Source organism: Vibrio sp. STUT-A11, assembly GCF_026000435.1.
Taxonomy (GTDB): domain Bacteria; phylum Pseudomonadota; class Gammaproteobacteria; order Enterobacterales; family Vibrionaceae; genus Vibrio.
In genome coordinates this window covers 1,356,085-1,379,716 of record NZ_AP026764.1, presented here as the reverse complement: position 1 = coordinate 1,379,716, position 23,632 = coordinate 1,356,085, and the positions used below count along the sequence as shown (strand labels likewise).

Annotated in this window: 21 protein-coding genes; 6 read left to right on the top strand and 15 right to left on the bottom strand. The window is 43.2% G+C overall.

The window, feature by feature from the left end; all coding sequences use genetic code 11:
• Both ltaE and OO774_RS21835 read left to right on the top strand, forming a co-directional pair.
• Positions 1 to 1,005: a low-specificity L-threonine aldolase gene (gene ltaE, locus OO774_RS21840; RefSeq protein ID WP_264906704.1), complete on the top strand. Its 1,005-nt coding sequence runs from the start codon at positions 1 to 3 to the stop codon at positions 1,003 to 1,005.
• Between the two features lie 60 nt (positions 1,006 to 1,065).
• Entirely contained in the window at positions 1,066 to 2,061 is a 996-nt protein-coding gene (locus OO774_RS21835; protein WP_264906703.1) for a succinylglutamate desuccinylase/aspartoacylase family protein, read from the top strand.
• Positions 2,062 to 2,121: 60 nt separating this feature from the next.
• On the opposite strand, the gene OO774_RS21830 is transcribed toward OO774_RS21835, so the two are convergent.
• Positions 2,122 to 2,643: a lipocalin family protein gene (locus OO774_RS21830; protein WP_264906702.1), complete on the bottom strand. Its 522-nt coding sequence runs from the start codon at positions 2,641 to 2,643 to the stop codon at positions 2,122 to 2,124.
• Between the two features lie 270 nt (positions 2,644 to 2,913).
• Here OO774_RS21830 and OO774_RS21825 point away from each other — a divergent pair, with 270 nt between their 5' ends.
• Positions 2,914 to 3,294, top strand: coding sequence for a cystatin domain-containing protein (locus OO774_RS21825; protein ID WP_264906700.1), 381 nt, complete (start codon positions 2,914 to 2,916; stop codon positions 3,292 to 3,294).
• Positions 3,295 to 3,407: 113 nt separating this feature from the next.
• Here OO774_RS21825 and OO774_RS21820 read toward each other — a convergent pair whose 3' ends face one another.
• The 3 genes from OO774_RS21820 to OO774_RS21810 form a co-directional block, all read right to left on the bottom strand.
• Entirely contained in the window at positions 3,408 to 6,464 is a 3,057-nt protein-coding gene (locus OO774_RS21820) for an SMC family ATPase (protein ID WP_264906699.1), read from the bottom strand.
• Between the two features lie 9 nt (positions 6,465 to 6,473).
• Positions 6,474 to 7,607, bottom strand: coding sequence for an exonuclease SbcCD subunit D (locus tag OO774_RS21815; RefSeq protein ID WP_264906697.1), 1,134 nt, complete (start codon positions 7,605 to 7,607; stop codon positions 6,474 to 6,476).
• A gap of 224 nt (positions 7,608 to 7,831) precedes the next feature.
• A complete protein-coding gene (locus OO774_RS21810) occupies positions 7,832 to 8,827 on the bottom strand; it encodes an NADP-dependent oxidoreductase (protein WP_264906696.1) in 996 nt (331 codons plus the stop codon).
• A gap of 240 nt (positions 8,828 to 9,067) precedes the next feature.
• On the opposite strand from OO774_RS21810, the gene OO774_RS21805 reads away from it, so the two are divergent.
• Entirely contained in the window at positions 9,068 to 9,496 is a 429-nt protein-coding gene (locus OO774_RS21805) for a MarR family transcriptional regulator (protein ID WP_264906694.1), read from the top strand.
• 70 nt (positions 9,497 to 9,566) lie between these two features.
• Here OO774_RS21805 and OO774_RS21800 read toward each other — a convergent pair whose 3' ends face one another.
• From OO774_RS21800 to OO774_RS21770, 7 genes are all read right to left on the bottom strand, one after another.
• On the bottom strand, positions 9,567 to 10,127 hold the full coding sequence (locus tag OO774_RS21800; RefSeq protein ID WP_264906692.1) for a DUF1439 domain-containing protein: 561 nt from the start codon (positions 10,125 to 10,127) through the stop codon (positions 9,567 to 9,569).
• A 173-nt stretch (positions 10,128 to 10,300) separates the two neighbouring features.
• Positions 10,301 to 10,975 (bottom strand): response regulator, encoded by a 675-nt coding sequence (locus OO774_RS21795; protein ID WP_264906689.1) that lies wholly within the window; start codon positions 10,973 to 10,975, stop codon positions 10,301 to 10,303.
• Positions 10,976 to 11,021: 46 nt separating this feature from the next.
• On the bottom strand, positions 11,022 to 12,455 hold the full coding sequence (locus OO774_RS21790) for an ATP-binding protein (protein WP_264906688.1): 1,434 nt from the start codon (positions 12,453 to 12,455) through the stop codon (positions 11,022 to 11,024).
• Positions 12,456 to 12,619: 164 nt separating this feature from the next.
• Positions 12,620 to 12,883, bottom strand: a complete 264-nt coding sequence (locus OO774_RS21785) for a hypothetical protein (RefSeq protein ID WP_264906686.1) — start codon at positions 12,881 to 12,883, stop codon at positions 12,620 to 12,622.
• Positions 12,884 to 13,114: 231 nt separating this feature from the next.
• Positions 13,115 to 14,872, bottom strand: a complete 1,758-nt coding sequence (locus OO774_RS21780) for a DUF3466 family protein (protein WP_264906684.1) — start codon at positions 14,870 to 14,872, stop codon at positions 13,115 to 13,117.
• Positions 14,873 to 15,304: 432 nt separating this feature from the next.
• Positions 15,305 to 15,748 (bottom strand): hypothetical protein, encoded by a 444-nt coding sequence (locus tag OO774_RS21775; RefSeq protein ID WP_264906682.1) that lies wholly within the window; start codon positions 15,746 to 15,748, stop codon positions 15,305 to 15,307.
• Positions 15,749 to 15,917: 169 nt separating this feature from the next.
• Complete coding sequence (locus tag OO774_RS21770) at positions 15,918 to 16,508, bottom strand: hypothetical protein (RefSeq protein WP_264906681.1); 591 nt, start codon at positions 16,506 to 16,508, stop codon at positions 15,918 to 15,920.
• Positions 16,509 to 16,981: 473 nt separating this feature from the next.
• Between OO774_RS21770 and OO774_RS21765 the strand changes: the two genes are divergently transcribed.
• Together OO774_RS21765 and OO774_RS21760 are read left to right on the top strand one after the other, a co-directional pair.
• Entirely contained in the window at positions 16,982 to 17,836 is an 855-nt protein-coding gene (locus tag OO774_RS21765) for a helix-turn-helix domain-containing protein (RefSeq protein WP_264906679.1), read from the top strand.
• A gap of 65 nt (positions 17,837 to 17,901) precedes the next feature.
• A complete protein-coding gene (locus OO774_RS21760) occupies positions 17,902 to 18,321 on the top strand; it encodes a hypothetical protein (RefSeq protein WP_264906677.1) in 420 nt (139 codons plus the stop codon).
• 92 nt (positions 18,322 to 18,413) lie between these two features.
• Here the strand turns inward: OO774_RS21760 and OO774_RS21755 are convergent, their stop codons facing one another.
• Genes OO774_RS21755 through OO774_RS21740 form a run of 4 tightly spaced genes read right to left on the bottom strand, consistent with a single transcriptional unit; the run spans position 18,414 to position 23,113 of the window.
• Entirely contained in the window at positions 18,414 to 19,799 is a 1,386-nt protein-coding gene (locus OO774_RS21755) for an ATP-binding cassette domain-containing protein (RefSeq protein WP_264906675.1), read from the bottom strand.
• Positions 19,774 to 20,583: an ABC transporter permease gene (locus tag OO774_RS21750; protein WP_264906674.1), complete on the bottom strand. Its 810-nt coding sequence runs from the start codon at positions 20,581 to 20,583 to the stop codon at positions 19,774 to 19,776. The genes OO774_RS21755 and OO774_RS21750 overlap by 26 nt, the downstream gene beginning before the upstream one ends.
• On the bottom strand, positions 20,580 to 21,518 hold the full coding sequence (locus tag OO774_RS21745; protein ID WP_264906673.1) for an ABC transporter permease: 939 nt from the start codon (positions 21,516 to 21,518) through the stop codon (positions 20,580 to 20,582). Before OO774_RS21745 ends, OO774_RS21750 begins: the two co-directional genes overlap by 4 nt.
• Complete coding sequence (locus tag OO774_RS21740; protein WP_264906672.1) at positions 21,518 to 23,113, bottom strand: ABC transporter substrate-binding protein; 1,596 nt, start codon at positions 23,111 to 23,113, stop codon at positions 21,518 to 21,520. The genes OO774_RS21745 and OO774_RS21740 overlap by 1 nt, the downstream gene beginning before the upstream one ends.
• Between the last annotated feature and the right edge of the window lie 519 nt (positions 23,114 to 23,632).

The following is a 23,632-nucleotide window of genomic DNA, read 5'->3' as shown; positions in this document are numbered from 1 at the left end:
ATGGACTTTCGATCAGATACAGTAACTCAACCGACTCAAGCCATGCGCGAAGCCATGTTGACCGCGCCTGTTGGGGACGACGTTTACGGTGATGATCCAACAGTGAATGAGTTGGAGCAATACGCTGCAGAACTAGCAGGCTTTGAAGCAGCACTATTTACCACATCCGGCACTCAAGCGAACTTGTTAGGTTTGATGGCTCACTGTGATCGCGGCGACGAGTACCTTTGTGGTCAACAAGCGCATAACTACAAATACGAAGCGGGTGGCGCGGCGGTTTTAGGCTCCATTCAACCTCAACCAATCGAGAATAATCCCGACGGTACTTTACCTTTTGATAAGCTCGAAGCGGCCATTAAGCCAGACGATATGCACTTCGCACGTACGCGCCTATTGAGTCTTGAAAATACCATTAACGGTAAAGTTCTACCGCTTACCTACCTTGCAGAAGCTCGTGATTTTGTTAATAAGCACAACCTAAAACTACATCTTGATGGTGCACGCGTGTTTAACGCAGCAGTGGCACTCGATGTACCTGTAAGAGAAATTGCGCAGTATTTTGATTCAATGACCATTTGTCTTTCTAAAGGACTCAGCGCACCTGTTGGTTCTCTCCTTCTCGGCAGCAAAGAGTACATTGCAAAAGCACGACGCCTAAGAAAGATGGTTGGCGGTGGAATGCGCCAGGCAGGTATCTTAGCCGCTGCGGGTAAACTCGCGATTACCGAGCAAGTTCTCCAATTAAAGCAAGATCATATTAATGCTAAGACCCTAGCACAAGGATTGGCAGAACTCTCAGGATTCTCTGTTAAGCCCGGCTTGGTTCAAACCAATATTGTGTTTGCTAAGTTAGCGCCACAAGTAGACATCGCAGCCATCGCTGAGAAGCTTAAACAGCAAGACATCATTATTACGCCAGGAAACCCTATCCGCTTTGTGACCCATAAAGACATTTCAGAGCAAGATGTCACGCGATTTTTATCTACCCTGAAGTCACTTGTTTAACTTGGTCTTAAGCACCGTGAGTAAAAATAGACACAGATGTATTTGGAGTAAAAGATCTTAATGGCGACACGATTTTCCGATGATGTAATTCAAGGACACAAAGTAATACAAGATCTAGATGTTGAAGACCTCCCATCCGGTGAACATAAGTTCTGGTTTCGCATTGCAACCAACGCGCTTTCGCAATGGCAACATCTGCCTGTATTGGTGTTTAAAGGTCAACGTCCAGGCAAGAAAGTTATGATTACCGCTGGTGTTCACGGCGATGAATACAGTGGTGTGTTGGCAGCGCAAAAAACGGCGCGAAAACTGGTTGGAAATGATCTTGCCGGTACGGTAACCATCGTACCCGGAATTAACCTGAGTGGTATGTTGAATAAAAGTCGCGACTTTTGTTCACCTGACCCAGACGCCGCCCGCGCGAACCTAAATCGTTTCTTTCCGGGCAATGAGTTTGGTAATGAAGCCAATCGCTACCTGCATACGTTATGGAATAACCTGCTAAAACCAAACGCTGAATTAGCGATTGATTTACACACCCAAACCAGCGGTGCAGCCTACCCACTTTATGTTTTCGCAGATTTCCGTATAGAAGACGCTTTCAACATGGCGCGTCAGCTCAATCCAGATGTCATTCTGGATGATCCAGGTGAAAGTGGCGTACTAGAAACGGCATGGAACAATGTGGGTGTACCATCTATCACAGTGGAAGTGGGGGCGGGTCGCTATACCGATCAACCTCTCATTAATCGTACAGTTAACGGCATCATAAACATCCTTAAATATCATGACGTGTTGTCCGGAGAGCCAGAAGCGATTGAGTCCTGCATAGAAGGGGCAGAAATCGTCAACGTGCGCGCGGAACTTGGCGGTTTTGTTCTGCCACAAGTCAATGTCTTAGATGCTGTGGAGCAAGGCCAACTTGTCGCAATCCAATACGACGGGTTTGGTGACGAAATACAGCGCTATACCGCTCCAAAAGCAGGCATCGTCATCAGCCATAATGTCGAGTCTATGCGAGCTGCGGGTTCACTTATTATTCGTCTGATTAAATAGCGTTAAACAGCTCTATCATATCCCCCGATTCAGGGGGATTATTCTATCTACGGTCTTAGACTAATGAGCCTGATCAACCAGAATTAACTTGTCTACATCAAAACCTTTTTCTCGGGCTACTTGTTTGAATCTTTCAAGGGTTACTGAATCTACTTTCGGCTGACGTGAGAGTAACCAAAGGTATTCGCGATTGAAACCAGATATAAATGCGTAATCATAATCTTTACCGAGCTCAAAGATGATATACGACGAATAGAATGGCCCAAAGAAAGAGACTTTTAAATGGCCAGTTGACGGTTCATCGACAAAATACGCTTTACCTTCCGCTTGCTTCCAGTTTTGTTCTTCTTGTGAATAGCCACGGTTTATCACCGTCACACCGCCGTCTTCACGAAGTTCATATTCAGCGGTTACATTGGTTAATCCACGCTCAAAAGAATGGTCTAATCGCGCAATTTCATACCATTTACCCAAATAAGGTTTAAGCTCAAAGTTCTTAACTGGCTCCACACCATCCGGTTTAGAAGTACAACCAAATAAAACAGCAACACACAGCAATAACAGTAACTTTAGTGTTTTCATTACAGGTTCCCAAAATGAGTTAGTGACTGATTTTACTGTATAAGATTTAAAACAGATCACAAATTTCTATTCGTTTATGCTTGATCGAGTATCTTTCTTGAAAAGGAGGTATTTTTAAAACAAAAAGTACCGTTCCTACAAATATTCCTACAAATTCAGTTATTTATTTTACAATTTAACGTCCTACCTATCGAAAGTTTGCACAACATAGACATTTCTCTTTATTAGGGGCTTTTATAATACGCCTCGATATAAATTGAGGTTATTGTTATGAAGTTTAAGACAATGTTAGCTTACGTACTTTTGGGTTTGCTTGTTGGTTGCCAGCAAAACAGCCCCGAAGGAACGACAGAAATAACAACCTCGGCAGACGTATGCAATACTCAGGGAAATATGCCAGGTGGGTGGAAAATTTTCGAGTCTACACCCGACGTTCAAAAAGCAATGGCTTTTGTTCTGACAAAAATGGATACCCTTTCATCATTTAAACAGATTCTCAATGTGCATGCACAAATCGTCAGCGGCGTGAATTACGCAATTGAGTTTGAAATGAATGATGGTGTGGTTTGGAACACGATTGTTTATCGTAACCTTGATGGTGATTACACTATTTCACAGTCACCAAAAGAAGGGAAATTCTGTCAACCGTGATTTCGAATCAAACAAAGCCCCTATCCTGGGGCTTTGAGTTTTTTAATACCACTGTGATTGATTTTTTAGCGCAGCAGTAACAATAAGATCAACTTTGAATGCTGGGTTGGTATTTAATCAGCTAGCGCCATTTGAGACTTAACCGAAACGGTTGACCCAATACGAGAAGGCTCTACATCAATGCGTTGTGCCATCTGTTCTTTAAGCTCCGATACGTGAGAAATCACACCGATCATTCGGCCTGTTTGCTGCAGATCGACTAAGGTTTGAATCGCAAGATCCAAAGATTCAGGGTCCAGGCTACCAAAGCCTTCATCAATGAACAGTGTATCCAAGCGAATCCCCCCGCTGTAGGATTGTACGACATCAGAAAGACCAAGCGCTAAAGCCAGTGCAGCCATGAAAGACTCACCACCAGAAAGCGTTGCAACATCACGCATTTTACCGGTGTAACCATCTTCAACCACGAGATCAAGCCCACGGCCTGCAGCTCCTTTAAACCCTTCCGTCTTGCGTGCAAGAATGTAACGGCCTTTACTCATCAAACTTAATCGCTGCGAAGACTGAATCAATACATCATCTAAAAGAACGCCGAGTACAAAACGATGCAAACTGATACGGCTACCGGTTTTACCACTCGCCACGTCATAAAGCGTACCAAAGACTTTATACTCTGCTTCGAGCTTGCTGTTCTTGTCATGTAAAGCGACAATATCGTCGCTAACCTTTTCAATACGCTCAAAAGTAGAACGTACAGAATCTAGCTTGTTGCGAGACTCGACGTAGTGTTGTTGCTGAGCGTTTAACTTGGCGTTAATTTCTTCAAGGTTCGGTTTTTCTTGATCTTTTAACACTTGATTAAGGTCATACAAGGTTTGTTCTAGCTTGATTTGAACCTGCTTAAACTCGTCTATTTCTTGCAGCCAGGATTGCAGCTCTTGTTCTGTCGCTTTGCTTTGAAGATAATTTTCTTCATCCTCAAAACGGCTTTCGCCCAGTGCTTTTTGCCAGTTCGATTTTGCCTCATCGAGTTTTAGCTCCGACTCCGCTAACCACTGCTTGTTGGTGGTTAGCTGACTTTCAATATTCGACTTAGCTAACATCGCTTGTTGAAGTTGTTTCTGAGCACTTTCCAGACTTTCGTTAAGACGTTTAACCTGCTCTTTCGTTTGCGTTATTTCGTGCTCAATCACTTCCACCGAACGGTATTTCGGATCAAGGTTTTCCAACAATTTATTCAGCTGACCCTGATTTGCCTTAATTGTTGATTCGTTGGCCGCCATTTGATTTTGCAGCTCGTTGATCTTTGTTTCGCCAACAACACAGCGCTGGTTAAGCTGTTCAACGTTTTTCTCTAACTCTGCGATATCAATAGCCGTCAGTTTTTGCAATTTTTCATTTGCTAACTGAAGCTCAGCCTGAATCGTGATTACTTCGGTTTTAGCATGCTCACCAAGTTCTTGTGAAAGCTCATCCACTTGTTTTTGGTACTGTCGAGCGACAACATGGTGCTGTTCCAGTTGGTTGCTAAGCTGGTTATATGAAGCTTGTGCCTCTCGCTCCTGAGCTCGAGCCGTTTGAACTTGCTCTTTGGTTACCTCTTCTTCGCTAAACTGTGCAGGATGAGGATGTTCGCAACTGCCACAAACCGGACACGCCTCCCCTGTTTGTAGCCTTCGGGCTAAAACCGCCGCTTGTGCGTTGTGCCATTTTAGCTCTATGCGATCCGCTAACTGCTGAGCTTTAAGATACGTTTGATTTGCTAGTTCAACCTTCTGTTGCTTGTCAGCGGTTAACGTATCATGTTTCGCGTACTCTTGTTTTAAACTAACCAGCTTTTGGACATCCTGCAAAAGGCGTTGCTTTTGCTTGATTTCGGCCTCAATGCTACCAACTAAAGCAACATCAACACGGGCCTGATCCAGGTTCTTCTGCCCTTGCTGCGCATCTAGGGTCAGCTTGTCTTTTAAACTGACGTATTGCTGCAGTTTGGTTTCGAATTGCTGTTTCTGTTGTAACCCGTTGGCGATTTTCGCTTCCCAATCTGACTTTTCGATCAGTTTCTCTTTCATTACTTCGAGATTAAACTGCAACTGCGTCAGCTGGGGAACTTGCTCTACATTCTGTTTTGCTGTTTTCAGCTCTGCTTCTTTTACCGTCACCACGTTCGTGGCTTCGTTTAAGTTTTGGCTGAGTGCGGAAATCTTCTCAGATAGCTGTTGTGATTGCGCCTTGGCGTTTTGTAAAGCGACATACTGCAGCTCAATTTTACTGGCACTCTTTGCTGTGTCTAATTGATCCTGGCGAACCGCTATCTCCTCGGTGTTCTCTAAGTGTGTCTTTAGCGCTACCTCGGCTTGCTCACGACGAGTAAACTCTCCAGCAAGTGCTTGTGCCTTCTGTAGCTCAGACTTAATGCTGTTAAGAACTTCTAGAGAGGCTTGTTCGCTCTTTTTCTCTTCTTCAAGTTGCGTTGAAATAGTCTCTCGTTGCACACCCAGTTCTTCTTCTGAACTTACTCCCGCCACTTGCAATGCACCGCGAATCTGGTTATCAAACTCGTTCTTCGCTTTACTGATCGCGCTTGCTTTATCTTTCAGGGCGTACTCAATTTTCTTGTAGATATCGGTCTGAAATAACTGACCGAAGATCTCCTCACGTTCTTTCGAGCTCGCCAGCAACAACTCGCGAAATTTTCCCTGAGGGAGCACCATCACTTGGCGAAACTGCGTTTCTGTTAAGCCAATGATGTTAGTGATTTCGGTTTTAACCTGAGTGGTTTTACTGGTAATCAGCTTCTCGCTATCACCTAATTCATAAAGTGATGCCATGTGCTTTCGTACCGTCATGCCATCGCCACGAGCCTTCGGCGCTTCTTGCTCTGGTGAACGGACAACGCGGTATACTTTATTGTGAAGTGAAAATTCCAACGTAACTTCGGTAGGTAAATCAACAGCTGCTAGATCACATCGCATCTGAATACCCAGACGTTCGTTACCTGTCGTTTCGCCATAAAGCGCAAAACAAATCGCGTCGAGGATAGAGGTTTTGCCCGAACCGGTTGGGCCATTAATCAAAAATAAAGGATTACTACCAAGCTTTTCGAAATCGATGGTTTCCGTTTTTGCAAAGGGACCAAAAGCTTGCATGGTGAGTTTAATAGGCTTCATGTTTGGTCCTTACTGCTGTGATAATTGCTTGATAATATCGTTGACGGCTTGTTCTTGTTCTTGCGATAACTGACTGTCCTGCGCTTCAGTGAAGAAATCACGGAACATATCAATTTCACTGCGAGCAAGTTTGGCTTGCGCCATTTCCTGTTCAACGCCAATCAACATGCCCGGTTTCTCTAGGTGTAAAACATTTGGGTAGACCGCACGCAGTTTTTCCATTGGGTTCAAAATGGCGTGCTTATCCATCAGACGTACAAGTAAGTAGTCTTCATTCTTCGGATCCGTTTTCCCTTTCTCAATGACCTGCTCTAAATCACCTTCAATAATTCGCATCTCATGCGGGGCGATAAGCTCAATATGCTCAGCAGACGCAAAACCACTCTCGTTGATTTCCACCAGCGTGAAACCTTTCTTTTGGTTCTGCTCACCGAAACTGTATTTCATCAAAGAGCCAGAGTAACGAATGTACTCTTCACCCTTCTTCTGCGGTTGATGCAAATGGCCAAGAGCAACATAGTCGAAGCTCAGAAAGTGTTCGTGACTTACGCGATCAGACCCACCGATAGAAAGCGGTCGCTCCGAATCCGACTCAATAGCACCATCAACGAAACAGTGGCTGATAAGCACCTTTTTTTGTTGTGGCTGAAATTGCTCAGTGATTTTTTCTACCAAGAGTTTATGCGCTTCATCATGGGTAGAAACGGCTTCTTTATAAGCAAATCTGACCTGTTCAGGATCGTTGTATGGCATACCATAGAGCGCGACCTCACCTGCTGACTTGGTCGTAATCACCACAGGTGAAAGCATATCTTCAAAGTTACTGATGATATGCAAACCCGAGTTTTTCATCTGTTCAGAACCGAAGCCCAGGCGCTCGGCACCATCGTGATTTCCGGAAATCAAAATCATCGGTGTTTTAAGCTCGGTACAAATTCGCTTTACCACTCGGTTTAATAATTCGATGGCGACCGTAGGCGGTACAGAGCGATCATACACATCCCCAGCCACCACGACAGCATCGACGGGGTTGTCTTCAATGTATTTAATCAATTGATCGAGAACCGCTTGTTGATCATCGAGTAATGAAACGTTGTGGAACTGTCGGCCTAGGTGCCAATCTGAGGTATGGATAAACTTCATTCGAATTCACTTTCTACCGTAAACATAGTGCAGTCTGAACTTAAGCTCAGATTGCTTTATTATCCTGCTAGGATATCGTGACTTTGTAAGCTTTTCATGTGGTTTGTGCCATTAACGCGACAAGTGGCTAACCATTGTTCCGAGCAGAAACTATCGGATATAAAAACGCCAGTCAGATTAACTGGCTGGCTTTTGTGAATTGGCTATGGCTTTAATTTGCCTGGTTAAATCTTAACCAGCATCTTACCTTTGTTTTTGCCTTCGAATAGACCGATGAACGCTTCAGCAGCGTTTTCTAGCCCTTCGTATACGGTCTCTTCAGACTTCACTTTGCCTTCTTTGATCCACTGACCCATTTGTTCAACGAACTCACCAGCAAGATCCCAGTAATCCATTACGATAAAGCCTTGCATCGTCAGCTTCTTGGTGTTGATTTGCAGTAAGTTGCTTGGTCCTGGCTGAGGCTTGTCTGCATTGTAGTCTGCAATCATGCCACATACCGGAATACGACCGTATGGGTTGATAACTTCCAGCGCCGCTTCCAGGTGTGCACCGCCGACGTTTTCAAAATACACATCGATACCTTCTGGCGCCGCTTCGCGTAATGCCTGTGTCAAATCGTCTACTTTCTTGTAGTTGATAACCGCATCCGCGCCCATTGCTTTCACCATTTCTGCTTTCTCATCTGAGCCTACAGAACCAATCACTTTACAACCATATAGTTTAGCAATCTGACAAACCACGCTGCCTACTGCACCAGATGCAGCAGAAACAAATACCGTATCTGTCGGCTTAAGTTGAGCGACTTTAAATAGCCCAACCCAACCCGTTAGGCCAGGCATACCGATAACACCCAGGAAGTGTTGGTCTGGCAGACCAACCGCTGGTAGTAAGGTCAAATCAGTACCATCACTGATAAAAGTTGTACGCCAACCGCTAATGTTGCTCACTTTTGAGCCTACAGGGAAGTTGTCATTTTTTGATTCGATAACTTCACCAACGGCGCCACCTTCCAGTACTTGGTCAATTTCAAATGGTGGAATGTACGATTCTCTATCGTACATACGGCCGCGCATGTACGGGTCAACAGACATCCATGTGTTCTTAACTAACACTTCGCCTTCTTGAATTTCCGGTAGCTCAACTCCAACAGATTTGAAGTTTTCTTTTGTCGGCATACCGACTGGGCGTGATGCTAAATGGATTTGTTGGCTGATCATAATGCTCTCTCTTACTTTTGCTTCAATGTGCGCTTAGCTGTTAGTAATAAACCGCTTTCGCCTCTGAGTGGCTCTCATTAATTGGTAGGCAAATAATTTGTGCACAAACAATTTGCAAATAAGTTAACTTGAGATTGAGAGGAATGCAACTACTTTGCTCAATAATATTTTGCGCACAATGTTTTTTAAATTGCTTAGAATTTGTTACTATTGTCGCCTTGCTTAAAACTGGACTCTTTCATGGCCGAGAAATTATCAGATAACGTATGTTTTGCTTTGTACACGGCAACCAATTCATTGGTGCGCGCATTTAGACCTCTGCTTGACGAATACGACCTCACCTACCCTCAGTACATTGTGATGCACTCACTTTGGTGCAAAAGCGACGTTAGCCTGAAAGAGCTATCTCAGGATACCCATTTAGATTCAGGAACGCTGACTCCAATCGTTAAGCGTCTGGAGTTAAAAGGGTTATTAACTCGAACAGTCTCTGATTTGGATGAACGTAAAAAAGTCATCTCACTGACTGCAAAAGGCAGCCAATTACAGGAAGATGCACAGGAGTTAACCGCGAAGCTAGAATCAAGATCAAGTATGTCGGCAGAGAATATTGAAGCGTTGCGAGTATTGTGTCTTGAGCTAGACACTAATTTACGCAAGAGCGAATAGAAGTTGTTGTTCTGCATTCCGCCGAGGCTTTAACTGATAAGTCTACGGCGGATTGCGACTGACGGTGTGGCTAGTCGAACAGTTCGATCACCAGTTGATTGTTTTTGATAACTAAATTCGGGCTGGCAGATTTCAGAAGAATTGACTGTACTTTATCGCTCTCAAGCTTGTAGACAGGCTGGTTTGATAACGCGTAACCGATCATCGAAACAGCAGGTTTAATCAAATTGCTAATTTCCGATGTCAACAAATTGCTTTTGTCTTCAAACTTCTCTAAGCGAAGTGATTGTAGAAACACTTCACCCGTTTTTTGGTCGTATCTGGGAATGGCACTAAATTCAAGGTCAAGATCCAAACCGACCGTGCGTTGAGTCAAAAACTGTATGTCCGCCGTTGTATTAGCGAAAACCGATATGCGGTCATCGTCTACACGACCAATTTTTACTTCAAGATCATCAACGGATACTTGCGCATACATGACGTTTTCAACCCCTACGGATTGATTAATTGTCGCTTTGTCTTGCAGATATTGATTCATATCTCGCTCAGTGATGCTGTAACTGGCACATCCGTTAAGCAGCAAAGCCGCAGCAGATAAGACAAAGAGTTTTGCTTTAATTTTGGTCTTCAATTGTTCGCTCTTTTGTATTCAATGTCGTCCATTAAATTCTATACCTAAGGCTTAAATAGAAATAGTCTAAACCAAAGAGAACGATAGGATTTCACCAAATGCTGACCGTGAAACAACGTCGTTGAAGTAAGAATCGATCAAGTTTCTATTGTCTTCATTTAGGCTAGTTTTATCTATTCCATCTCGAAACGATAGCCGACACCATACACCGCTTTTATCCAGTCATAGGCCGAGTTGACTGCAAATATCTTCTTGCGTAAGTTTTTGATATGCGTGTCAATGGTACGATCGGTAACAATACGCTCATCGTTATAGATCTTATTCATCAATTGCTCACGGCTGAAAACTTGTCCTTCGTGCTGGTGGAAATAAGAGAGCAATTTAAACTCCACCGATGTCAGCGTAATCGACTCACCATCGACCCACACTTTCATTTGGCCTTGTTCAATGATTATTGGGGAAGTTTCTTCCTCGCTTTTTGGTGTATTAACACTGTTGTATCTTCGTAGCACGTTACGTACTCGCACAACCAGCTCACGCGGGCTATATGGTTTACAAACGTAGTCATCAGCGCCCAGCTCTAAACCCAGTAATCGGTCGATCTCCTCCACTTTTGCAGTCGCCATGATGGTAGGAATATCACTGAAGGTTCTAAGCTCTCGATAGATACTTAATCCGTTACGATTCGGCAGCATCAGATCCAATAAGATCAGTTCAGGTTTACGAATCTTAACCCACTCGATTACGTCATTTCCATCACTGATGATATGGGTTTCGAAACCGTTGTGAACCAGATAGTCGGAAACAACATTTGCCAATGAAGGCTCATCTTCAACAATTAGTATCATGGTTTTTCTAATTTTGTCCTAAATACGTACAACGGGAGTACCTGCCCTATTCGGTGGGTAAACGCACAGAAACTTTCAAGCCACCTAGCTCGGAATGTTCGAGTTTTAGCTCACCGTTATGAGCCTGAATGATATTTTTACATATGGATAACCCAAGTCCCGAGCCACCATAAGCTCGACTACGCGATTGATCAACTCGGAACAGTCGTTCACAAAGCTTGGGCAACGCATCACTTGGCACACCTGGTGAGCTGTCTTCTATGGCAAGTAAAACTGAGTTTTGTTCCTGTCCCAAATAGACTTTTACCTTCCCACCTGTATCTGTGTAACGATAGCTGTTTTCTAATAAGTTGTTCAACACCTGGCTCAGCTTCTGTCTGTCGGCATGGATGTAAACATCCGAGTCGATGTTTAAATCTATTTCTAAGCTAAGAGATTTTTTTTCAAAGCGGTTTAAGTGACTAACGAGAACATTATCGACGCCGTTTTTTACATTCACGCTTTCTTTTTTCAGATGAAGCTTGATGTCTGCTTTTGCAGAGGCACGTAAATCTTCCACTAACTGAGCCAAAGTCAGAACTTGTTGATGTAAAGATTGAATATAAGCAGGTTCAGGACGACGAATCCCATCTTGAAGAGCTTCAAGCTCGCCTCGAAGCACAGCTAATGGTGTGCGCAACTCGTGAGAAATATCTGACAGCCATCTTTCACGCATCTCTTCTTGAGTTTTCAAAGAGTCTACCAAGTGATTAAATGCTTGAGTTACATCTGCGATTTCGTCATTGCTGTGGTATTCAACCTGATAGCTGAGGTTGCCATCTCGTACCGCATTCGCACCCTGATGCAGTGCTCGCAAGGGCGTTAAAAGATAACGCACAAACACGAGCGCAAAGAGCAAACTCACACAGATGGCAGCAAAGCTCATGATCATCAGGTTAGTGGTTTGAGACTTTAAGAATTGGTCAGCCAAATGATTGTTGAATGAATCGCTTTGTAGGATTGAGATATAGCCGACTACACTTCCGTCAAAGACAATTTCTACTTTATGTAGATGCATCCCTTTTTTAACGTTAAGATTTTCTGCGTGGCCAAATAACGCACGTCCATCGGCATCTAACAAGTTCAATCTTGCACTCAGTGGTGACATCATGGGATCTTTAAGGGGATTCCCGTGCCATGATGGTTGGCGTTTGCCAGGTGGAAGCATGTCATCTCTGGGTGGCGGCATTTCACCAGACAACATCAGAAAATCCGCCCACCAATGAGGGGAGTCCTTAAAGCGCGACCAGTCTTGTGACTGAGAGTAATATTGACTTGCCCGCTCCGACAATAAACTCGCTTTGGCAATTTCTTCCTGATTCAAATACTGCTGAAAGCCATCTTTAAAACTGGCGTTAATTTGTAGTGCCATGATCACGATAACTAAGGCACTACTTAGCAGTAATGCAGAAAACAGTTTTTGAAACAGGGAAATACGCACGGTGGACCTATGGGAAATGATAATACTATTTTTGTTCAATGGGTGAGTTACAACGCTTGACGCTCTTTTACAATAACTGATTATATCTTAAGTCACCATCACCATGCGCCTTACAAACGTAACTCACACTAATGCTATTCTCTTTTCAAACTGGTGAACGGTTTTTATCGAGGTTCAGGTGGCTTAGGCAGTTCATCTTCAGTGAGTGAACCACTTCCATCAACATCCAGCTTGTCGAAATCCTCAAGGAACGGACCTCGAAGCTCGTCCTTAGTCAAAACGCCATCACCGTTAGTATCAATATCACTAAACGATGGTGGCTCTGGACGGTCGCCATTTGGTGGAGGCGCAGGTCGATCGTCTGCGAATACGGACAATGAGCCGAAAGTCATCATTATTGTCGTTACGACTAGTACAATTTTTTTCATGTTTTCTCTCCAGTTAGACAGTTCATACAATTTATGCGTACGACTGCCCTATTAAACCGACGCTCAATGTATCGGGAAAATGTGAGTAGATTATGGAGTAATGCGAAATTAGTAAGGCAAGGGAGATTGACTGCGTTGATTTGCAGATACAGTAAAACGAAAAAGAGCGAACTCAAAGTTGAGCTCGCTTCAAAATGGCTAAAGTGAAATTAGCCAAGCAACAAGATGGTTTTATGTTGACTGTTCTTTGCTTCGTGGGAACACTCCATTGGAGAAACCACGATATCCAAACAAAGCAAATAGAGTAAACAATAAGAAATAGTTTAAGCTTCCACCTGAACGGCTTGAAGTAGTCGATGTTTCATCACTCCGCGCTGCAATATCATCAGATGTAGCGCCTACGATTGGTACGAGTTTAACTGCAACGGTTTCTTCATCGACCTCGCCATCACCACAGGTTGCGAAGTGACTGGTATCGTCGTAGCCAGAATCACACTTAAGTGCAGTCGCAGAGATGACGCCGGCGTCATTAATTCCTGATGCATCAATGATTCGGTACTGGTTATTATCATCTGAATAATCACCACCATTGGTCAAATCATCTAACCACCAAGCTTGCTCACTCAACCTTGCACTACGTGTATCGTTGGTGCCTTCACCGTCATATGGGTAGATAAAGCCACGCTTTCGTCTTGGTTTACCGCTGCTCTCGTTAGTATTTTCGGCATCCACTTGCCCAACAATTTCATTGAAATTATTGATAGCTCGCGCTTTGCCTCCGACACCGTCAAAGAATATACCACCACTCAAGTAGCTCGCCGATAAGGAATCCTCTGATATATCGTCGACGACATACATTCGATTCGACGCGGCGTTTTCATAAGGGTAGCTACCAGAACGTTTTGATTCACCAATAGCGACTAAATTACTGTTTACGCCAGTTAGCAAAGTATTGCTGTAGATGTAATCATCGCTACTTTCTACGCCAGCTCCGGAAATTTTCTTTGTTTCCCAGTTATCTGTATCAAAAGCATCGCTCTCTAAGTCAACAGAAAACACCGTTGCTTCCATGAAGTAGTAATAAGAATCATGTACGTACGTATTATAACCCACGCCATAAAGAGTATTATCCACAATCACGAAATCTCTTAAGCTGCCCTGAGCGGTTCTGTTTTTATAGACCGCAGTATCAGACACCGAACTTGCCCAGTCCAGCTCAACTAACGAACCTAAAGACGAACTCCACAGCGCAGCTTTTGACGAATAGAAATCACCGTAATCATTCGATGCGCTTGTCGACACACTACCTACGGTGTAGTCGCCGTTTGTCTTCCAGGCTCTAGATTGAAGATAAGAATCCGTGATTGGGTTTGCGTCGTCTAAGGCTTGGGTATAATTTCGCATATAACTGGTTACATTTCCCAAATCATGCAGAATACCCACGGGTTCAGCGTCTTCAGTTAATGAGTTAATTACGATGTTGTAGCTTTCGTCGTAAGTGGTACCCGTTTCGTAATCACCAAGGAACGCAATCGAGTTTGGCTCTGTACTTCCGCTGATTTCATTGCCCCACTGCGCCCAATGTAACTCAGCCCATGATTCACACGTTGCGTATAAAAGTTGGGCATCGCAGTAGTTTTCAAAATCATCTTGATCCTGAACGTACATAAAACGGTTATCGATACCAAATGGCGTTTCGTCACGATAACTCAGGCCGTCAACAGCCTTACCTTCACTTGGCTCACTTAGGCGCGTTTCTCCCGCTAACATATAAGCTGAGCACGAGATTCCATCCCCTTCCACATACGACGATTCAAAACAGTTATCACTTTCGCTGGTTACTGTAGCCGGTTGAATCGCGACACCGTAAGCACTTTCGTAGCTAAAGCTTGTGTCAGGAGTGACTTCAATGACTTGGTACAATGCAGCTGAGGACTGAGCAGACGTTATTATCAACAAAGTAACACTAGAAATTTTTAGCGCTTTCATATTTAAACTAACTTATCAATTTTAAGAGCAAATCTAATCAGAGTGCTCACCTGGAACACCCTCGATTAAACTTAAACATCATGAAATGTAGCTTCATGATGGCTTCTTGTTTATAGACGATTGCCGAGCAACTTAACGATGCAATGTGAGGGAATTAAGGAGTAAAAGAGGATATTAGGAACAATACCCCAACAAAGTAGGGGCATTGTCTTTGAGGACGGTAACAATCCAGGTTTTTAACAATGGATATCGCTGAAGAGAAAAGAACCTGCCGGACACGTTACGCATAGCAACCGGCGCAGAAGCCTAAAAAAACCGCTACAATTACAGCCAGTTTTAATGTATTTACAATAGCTGTCATGGACACCTCTTTCTACTGATGATTGTGGTTTCGACAGCATCAACTTCCAATGCCATCACCTTATTCACACGTTATAGCTGAGCGTTTATATATTCGATGTAACTGCGCTTATAACTGTCGCTGCGTACCCACAGGTCATGGCATTGATATAAGGCAACCTGATATTCGGACAAGGTAATTTGCACCACCTGAGGGAACATTTCCGGACGCTCTGTATAAAGAACATACTTTTCTGAATCGAATACATATTGAGTACCATACGCACTGATATGATTCACCGTGATATCCAACGCAAAGTCATGAAAACTTTTTAAACCCTCATATTTGGCAATGTTACTCGCTATATAAAATTCATCCATTGTCTCGTTTGTGCTTTGCTGAACAATGTTGTAATGAGTTGAGCCATCATATAGTGGTAACCATTCGCTATCGTCAAAGGTTGCCGCGTTAACACTGCTAAAAAATGTTGGAATAGCAATGAGACAGATCACTATAATATTTAGGATGTATTTCATTAATAATTTCTCTAGTGAGGTGTCATGAATAAAATCTTCGCCTCTACGTGGAGTAACCATTGTCCCTAAAAATAAATTCCTTGATGAGGTCACTAAAAATTGATGTGAATAACATATAATTCGGAGAGCGTAGTACAACTCTCTCCGGAATATCGTTATTATTTATATGTTAGCTGCAGTTATTAGATGTACATTCAAACTCATCTTCAGATACTTTGACTACTCCAGTTAGTAATCCTATATCTCCATTTTGAACAAATTCTAGAGATTCACCTGATGAACCAAAGTTTTTATTGTCGATGATATTATGTGCATCAAAATCAACAGTAATATGATTAACATCAGTCACATCAATTACTAGCTTATGGTCTAAACTGCTTGAACTTGAGTAGGTGATTTTTAAAAATTCATCATATTCAAAGTACTTGCCAGAGTTATCTGACGTAAGCGTAATAAGGTGTTCCGCCGGGTCATACGTGACCTTTAAATTTAGATCATCATCCCTATCGGTAAAGACATCCATTAACTCTTCGTCCGGGTTATATTCGGTATCATTGATAGCACAAGTCGTAGGATCAGTTTGAAACTCACACTTTTCAACAATATCTGCCACTAGCCATCCTGTAGCAGCTAAAATATCATCTGCTGCTTCTCTGGCCTCTGTTGACGAGAGTTCTGTTGAGAATGCATCCTCTACATCATCCGCACTACAACCTGCCAGTACACCTACAACTGCCGCTGCGAGAATAAATTTTTTCATAGCAATTTTCCATTGTCATTTCAAATTCAGTTAACTATCGGTAGTGCGGTAGAGAAGACTTCGCTTACCTCCAACGCTACTACACTTACGTTTTTTATTTTTAGCCAATACGTTGTTATTTGATTGACTGGAAGTCTATTCCTAGCACTATAAAAAGTAGACTAATTAAATTTAATAATATTAATCACATTATAATTCAATTAGTTAAGACTTAAATTTAATGCAGAAAGTAAAGAGCTATAACCCTTTGGATCTGATCGCTATTGTGTATTTTTAAATTAGCTATCGATAAATCGTGTTACAAATCAGTAAATTGCTACCATACAAGCAACATCTTCACGCCAATGCCTTTGAGGCTATAAAATTATACGAATAAAAGTTGGCTTAGTTAGAGGATAAGTAGCGGTTTTTATAGTATATTTTTGTAAAACGTAACGGTAAGTTTGTGCTAGCAAGTAAGAGAAATCTTTAAAATGAATAATAACAACATACAGGTGAGCATTAGTGATGAAGGCGGCAGTTACTTCATTATTGTTGATAAAGTAAAATATAAGTGCTCCTATGCCGAGTCTGTAATCCTAGCTAGTTTGTTGAAAAACAAAGAAACATTCTTTACTAAGGAAGAGCTGGCTGAGATTGGGTGGCCAAACAAATTAGTTTCAAAAAATTCAGTACCAGTGGCCATCGCTAACATCAGAAAGATCCTTAAGCAACATACCAACCTGGACGTTATCACTAATGAAAAAAACAAAGGCTATAGCGTTCTAATAAACAAAGTTGAGCTTTCAAGTAGTGACGTAGCCAACGACATCGCAACTGAGGATCAAGAACACTCCGAGAGGGAAGATGGAACAAACAGTGACGAGCCATTAGAAGAAGTAAAAGTCGCGCTGCCCGCTACCGAAACTAAATTCGGGACTCATTCTATTAAAACATGGCTGTCGAAGGGAATAGGTTTCCCTCTTCTTATCATTAATATCGTAATTGTCATGTTTTTTATTTTTAAGGATAGTAATACTCCAGAATTACCAAAATTTAACGTTATTAATGGAAATGATTATATTGCAGTCTTTCCAGAAAAAGATAGAGAAAAGTTCACGACACTATTCAAAGATAGAATTAATTCTGATGTAAAAAGCATTAATATATCTAGTCTTGAGGACAAAGTCTCTGTCGCAGTCAAAAGTAGCAAAAGCGTATTATTCATGAATAAAATAGTTGATAGACTTGTAGTCGACTGCTTACTAAATGATGAACTACTCTCCTATTCTGGCAATGATGTAAACACGATTATTAATGAATTGAAAATTAGAGGGTGCAAAATATGAAATATCTTAAATCTATTAATGTACTCGTTTTTGTTTGCCTTTGTGCCTTCTTAGCCACCAGTAATATGACAGATACTGTACTTGTCGATGGTTACTATAAAAGAAAAGAGATCATCATTTCGAAAGGTGAGGACAAAATAGAACTTACGACTAATATCGACGTTTTTGCCAATGAAAAAAAGTACACATCGATCATTAATATTATCGATGTCGATACAGATAACCAATACAGTTCCTTCTCAATAGATGGCGATATGTATAGCAAAAACGGTGTACTCATTGCAAAGACGAACAAAGTCGAAGAAGTAGATTCCATAAACAAACCAGTGATGTTTGTTGCATCCGCATCTCCGATTGTCAGTCAAATTCAAAAGTCATTGTTAGGTGTGGATATCTACGATGAAAGGCAATACAAACATATTAAGGTCGACAATTTTTTCTGCTATTACGATCTAAATAAACAGATTACACGTTGCATGAAGTGATACCCGATAACTAGCCGTGATCGAAACGTCATTGATAAAAAACGCCTTTGACTTTATCAGTCAAAGGCGTTTTTGTTTCTGTAAGCCGATGTTTAATTCAAGCTAATCACAGTATCGCAACACTTTTCAATCAGGTTTGGATCATGACTGACTAGCAGCAGCGCACATCCCTGCTCTTTTGCTAGGTCAACCAATAAGTCAGTCACTTCTTGAGCAATAATCGGATCGAGTCTTGAGGTTGGCTCATCTGCGAACAAAAATACCGGATCCAGTAATAAAGCTCTAAGAATAGCAAATCGCTGTAATTCCCCACCAGAAACTCCAGTACTGCTCCTCTCTAGTAGTTCAGGAGCAAGTTTCAGTTTATCCATCAATGGTGGAATGCGTTTTCGGTCTATCTTGTGCAGCTTGACCAAATCATCCAAAAGCACACCAAGCGTCACACTAGACGTAAACGCTGCGGGAGGATCCTGAAACAACTTAAGCCATTGATAAGTCATAGTATTAGGTGCCAGCTTCGTTACCGTACCGTCTAACGCAGGTAATAAGCCAAGCAAGGTGTCCCCAAGTGTACTTTTTCCGCAACCACTATCACCAACGACGCCAATCACTTCCCCTTCATGAATCGTAAAATTGATTCCTTGAGAAAGCACTGTATTACCGCGTCCAACCGAAAGGTTGTCTACCTTCAGCACTGGGGTATCAGTGAGTAAGTTTTTCTCTCTCTCATTCCAATGCTTTGGATCCGCGCCAATTAACGCTTGCGTGTACTCGTGCTGAGGGTAATTCAACACTTGCTCTGCCGTACCCTGTTCAACAACGACGCCTTTTTTCATCACAATGATGTCACCACCTATTTGGCGTGCAACATCAATATCGTGAGTGATGGTTAGTAAACCACCACCCTTAGCACTTTGGATCAACAGACGAACGATATCATCTCGACGGCTGACATCCAGACCTTTTGTTGGTTCATCAGCCAATATCAGCTTAGCCCCACCCGACGTTGCAGCAGTGACCGCTAAGCGCTGAGCCATACCGCCCGACAACTGCCCCGGTCGTTTATGAGCACTGTTTTTAAGCCCGATGTTCTCCAAGTCATCTATGGCTCGATGAAAAGCCGTCTCTTCATCCAGACCCTGAACGCATTCATAAACCTCAGCCACTTGTCTGTATGCGGGCATTAATGGGTCAAGTGCGCGCCAAGGCTCCTGAGGGAGCATAGTGATCTCACTTCCCCACAGTTTTACCAGAGAGCGTTGATCCTGTTTTTTCCCAAAGACTTCAACGGTTCCGTATTGTGACAGTGAGCTTGGTAATAGACCGATCACGGCCTGCGCTAACAAACTTTTGCCTGAGCCAGTCTGACCAAGAATAGTGACAGGCTTGTCCTGATAAAGCTTCAACGAAAGCGGCTCGAGAAGCTCGACATCTTTTGCTTTGATCGATAAATCAGTCAGTTGAATTAAGAGATTCACGGCTCGCTCCTGCTATTAAATGAAAGCCCAATACCAACAACGCAACAACCAGTAACGGCTGAGCTAATATCCAAGGCGCATCAACGTAGAACGGGAAGAGTTCGACACTCATCAGCCCCAGTTCAGCAAGCGGCGGCTGAATACCGACTGCGACAAAGCCTAACGAAGCCATCATTAGAATGGCATTCGCACCGCCAAACGCCGCCATAGTAAAGACTGATGCTGAAAGTGCCGGCCAGATATGACGTTTGAATTGATACCATTTACCAAATCCCATCATCATCGATACTTGTCGCTCCGGGCTATCGATGACAGTGCGAGTAATCGCTCTTGTTACTCGGTAATACTCAACCCATTGAACCAGTGAAATCGCCAGATACATTACTAAGAATGATCCCGGCGCTATGGCTGACAACAGAAGAACTAATACTAACCCAGGCAGCGCGAGTAAAATATTGACGACAATATCGAGCCCCTGCTCTACTCGGCCGCCAGCCCATGCTGAACAAACACCAAAGGCAACGCCCAACGTCGAAGAACTGATGACACACAACACACTCAGCGTAAAAGATAAGCCAATCGCGCTCGCAAGGCGCGTCATCATATCTCGGCCAAAATGATCGGTACCAAACCAGTGTTCACCGCTTGGTGGCAATAATCGAATAGAAAGGTTTTGCTCGTCAATGGAGTATGGAGACAACCATCCAACAAAAAGCGAAAAGCTAAACAAGCCAAGTAAGAGTAATAATCCGAGCTTTTGATTTAATGTAAATTGTTTCATCATTTTTCTTGCTGACCTCTTGGATCAATCCAGTAGCACAGCACATCAATAATACTATTGAGGAGCACAAATAGAATGCCCATTGTCAGCGCACAACCTTGAATAACGGGAATATCACGCGCGAAAATCGCGTGTGCGAGACCATGACCAACACCCGGCCAAGAGAACAAAGACTCAATCATAACGATGCCTTCGATCACGCTGACTAGCTGAATACCGACAAACGCCACAATGGGAACGGCCATATTCCGTAACCCATGGCGGAAGAAAGTTTGTCTTTCGCTTAGCCCTTTAACTCGCGAGAATGTGTAAAATGGAGATCGCAAAACGTTTCTAACGCTGCTATGTACAACTCGATTAGAAACGGCGGCCAAACTGACAGCTAAGGTAATGCTTGGCAAAACCAAGTGCTGCCAGGTACCAAACCCCGCGACAGGGAACCATTTCCAATTGATTGCGAAAATAAGAATCAGCACCAATCCAAGTACAAATACCGGCATCGCTCGGGTAAACGTCGAGAACCAAACCATAAGCGAATTGACCAGCCCACCCTTGTTTGCTGACCAGGTTCCGAGAGGAAGCGCAACCAAAATGGATAACGCGATACCAAATCCAGCGAGCAGCAAAGAGTGTCCAAGCTGGTGTTGGACGACTTCACTTACAGGCAAACCACTCACGAGGGAATTACCTAAGTTGAATTGCAAAAGGTCACCCAGCCAGCTTACATAACTACTGAACCACCCTTGATCTAAATTCAGTTCCTGACGCACAAGGTCAGCAGCCGCAGAGTCCACGTTATCCTGACCATAACGACTTGCCGCAATTCGATACGCCATGTCTCCAGGCAGGCTACGCATAAGCACAAATGTGAGTGTACCGACGCCCCAAGCCACCAGAATGAGTTGGTACAGACGCTTTTTTAAAATCCCCAATAACATCAGTTAATTTCCATCTGATTGATGAAGTAGTTACGCTCAAACGGGTCAAATTTGAAGTTTTTTACGCGTTTGTTAACTGAGGTATGTTGGCTATAACTCGAAATCGCGATCACTGGCGTATCTTGATAAATTTCTTTCGCAACTGTCTGGCTTAGTTCAAATGCACGTGTCGCGTCGTCAGTATGAAGTAAACGTTCAATCGTACTGTCCACTTTTGCGTTTTCCCAGTTCATCGTCCCCCAGTCACCACCTCCGTTCGCGAAATCAGAGCTGATGATCGGCAACGGATCCGCGCTAAAACCAAAGTTACGAGCGATCAATGCCATTTCTAGTGAGCCATCTTGGTGGCCAGCAGGGATCATACTTGAGTTGGTGACATCCACTTTTAGCTCAACACCTAGCTTTGCCCATTGTGCTTGAATCGCAGTGGCAACCGTTGTTAACTCAGGACGATCTGCGTACGTGATCATAGTAAGTTTGAACGGAACACCATCACGTTCAAGGATGCCACTTTCTCCACGTTCCCAACCTAATTCAGCCAAAGTTGAACGCGCCTGTTCTAAATTGAAGTCATCATTTCTAACGTCTTTAATAAACCACTGAGACATGGAACTTGGCATGAGCTGAGTGGTTTCAGCGCCAGGGACACCAAGTACATTTTTGGTGATCGACGCTCGATCAATGGCCATACTCAATGCCTTTCTGGCTCTCGCTTCATTCAGGAAAGGATGACCAGCATTCACTTTTACAAACATAGTTCGCGGGATCAGGTCGCTGTGAACGTTAACCTCGTTTCCTGTTTTTAGTTGCCCGAGCATCGCTGGTTCTAGGTTAAAGACAATATCGGCTTCACCAGATTTCGCTTGCAGCAATCGGCTTTCTGCACGATGACCCGCTAAATAAGTGGCAAAGTTGATTTTTGCTTCTTCACCCCAGTAACCGTCAAACTTCTTTACGGTAAATTTGTGAGGAGGCAAAAAGCTCTCCATTTGGTATGGTCCGGTTCCGTAAAGCGTCTTTACTGCACCGTCAGCGTCATAAGATGCCGGTGACAAAATGGCATTGGCGTAGTTGGTTAACAAAGAAGCAAATGCGGCGTAAGGTCTGCTTAGTTCGATTTTTATCTCATTGTCACTCACCGCTGAGATGCTGCGAATGTCTGCTTTGTTAAGCGTGCCATGTTTACGCTGGGCAAAAGCAAGACTACGAACGACCGCTGCAGCATCCAGTTTGGAGCCATCATGAAACGTTACGTTGTCTTGCAGAGTAAAATACCACGATAATCCATCTTCACTGCTTTTCCATTTACTCGCCAATCCTGAGGTAATAATCCCTTTACCATCGACGTTGAGCAGCGTTTCTATGACCTGCATGCGAGTTAACATATAGCCCTGCTTTGAAGGGTCTAAGCTGGACACCTCCCAAGGACCGCTAATCGATAATGTATTGCTCTTGTTTGGCGTAACCTGCTCCGGTGAGGTCTCTTGATTACTGATGAATGCGATAGCAGCACCCGCTGCCACTAAGGTAGCCAAGCCCAGGCCACGAATAAGCTTCTTCTTTTTTGCGATAGAAGTATAAGAAATTTCAGTCATAACAATCTCTAACGTATTTTTTAACACAATGTCCCCAGATGCCGAGTGCTCGTAGCAGTTGTGTTGTTGTGAATGTTTGACGAACACAAGCCTAACCAACGTCGAAGTGCCAAGCCATGACGAGGTTATGGGGTATAAAAATGAAAAGTATTTGGTTCTCGTAAACGGAGAAAGCGTTAGACGAAATTGGGTGGTGAACGCGTTCGCGGAAGCTCTGAGGAAGCATGAGTCGCGAACTGGATAGCAAATTTTTGATAGCATCGCGCCTTATCAGACGGTACAACCAGCGTAGACTGCGAATTTAAAGCGTGACAAATTGCATCATAAACTTCACAGGTATGATGTTCGTGAACGTTTTGATCCATTTCCATCGAGTGCGCAAGCGAAATCGCACTCAATCCCAGAGGGATCAAGAGCATCGCAAGGAGCAGCAATTTCTTTAGCTTAAGATGATGGAAGTAATACACGACTAGAGCAATGAGGTAAACGTGACGTTATATTATTACATTTTGATATAAA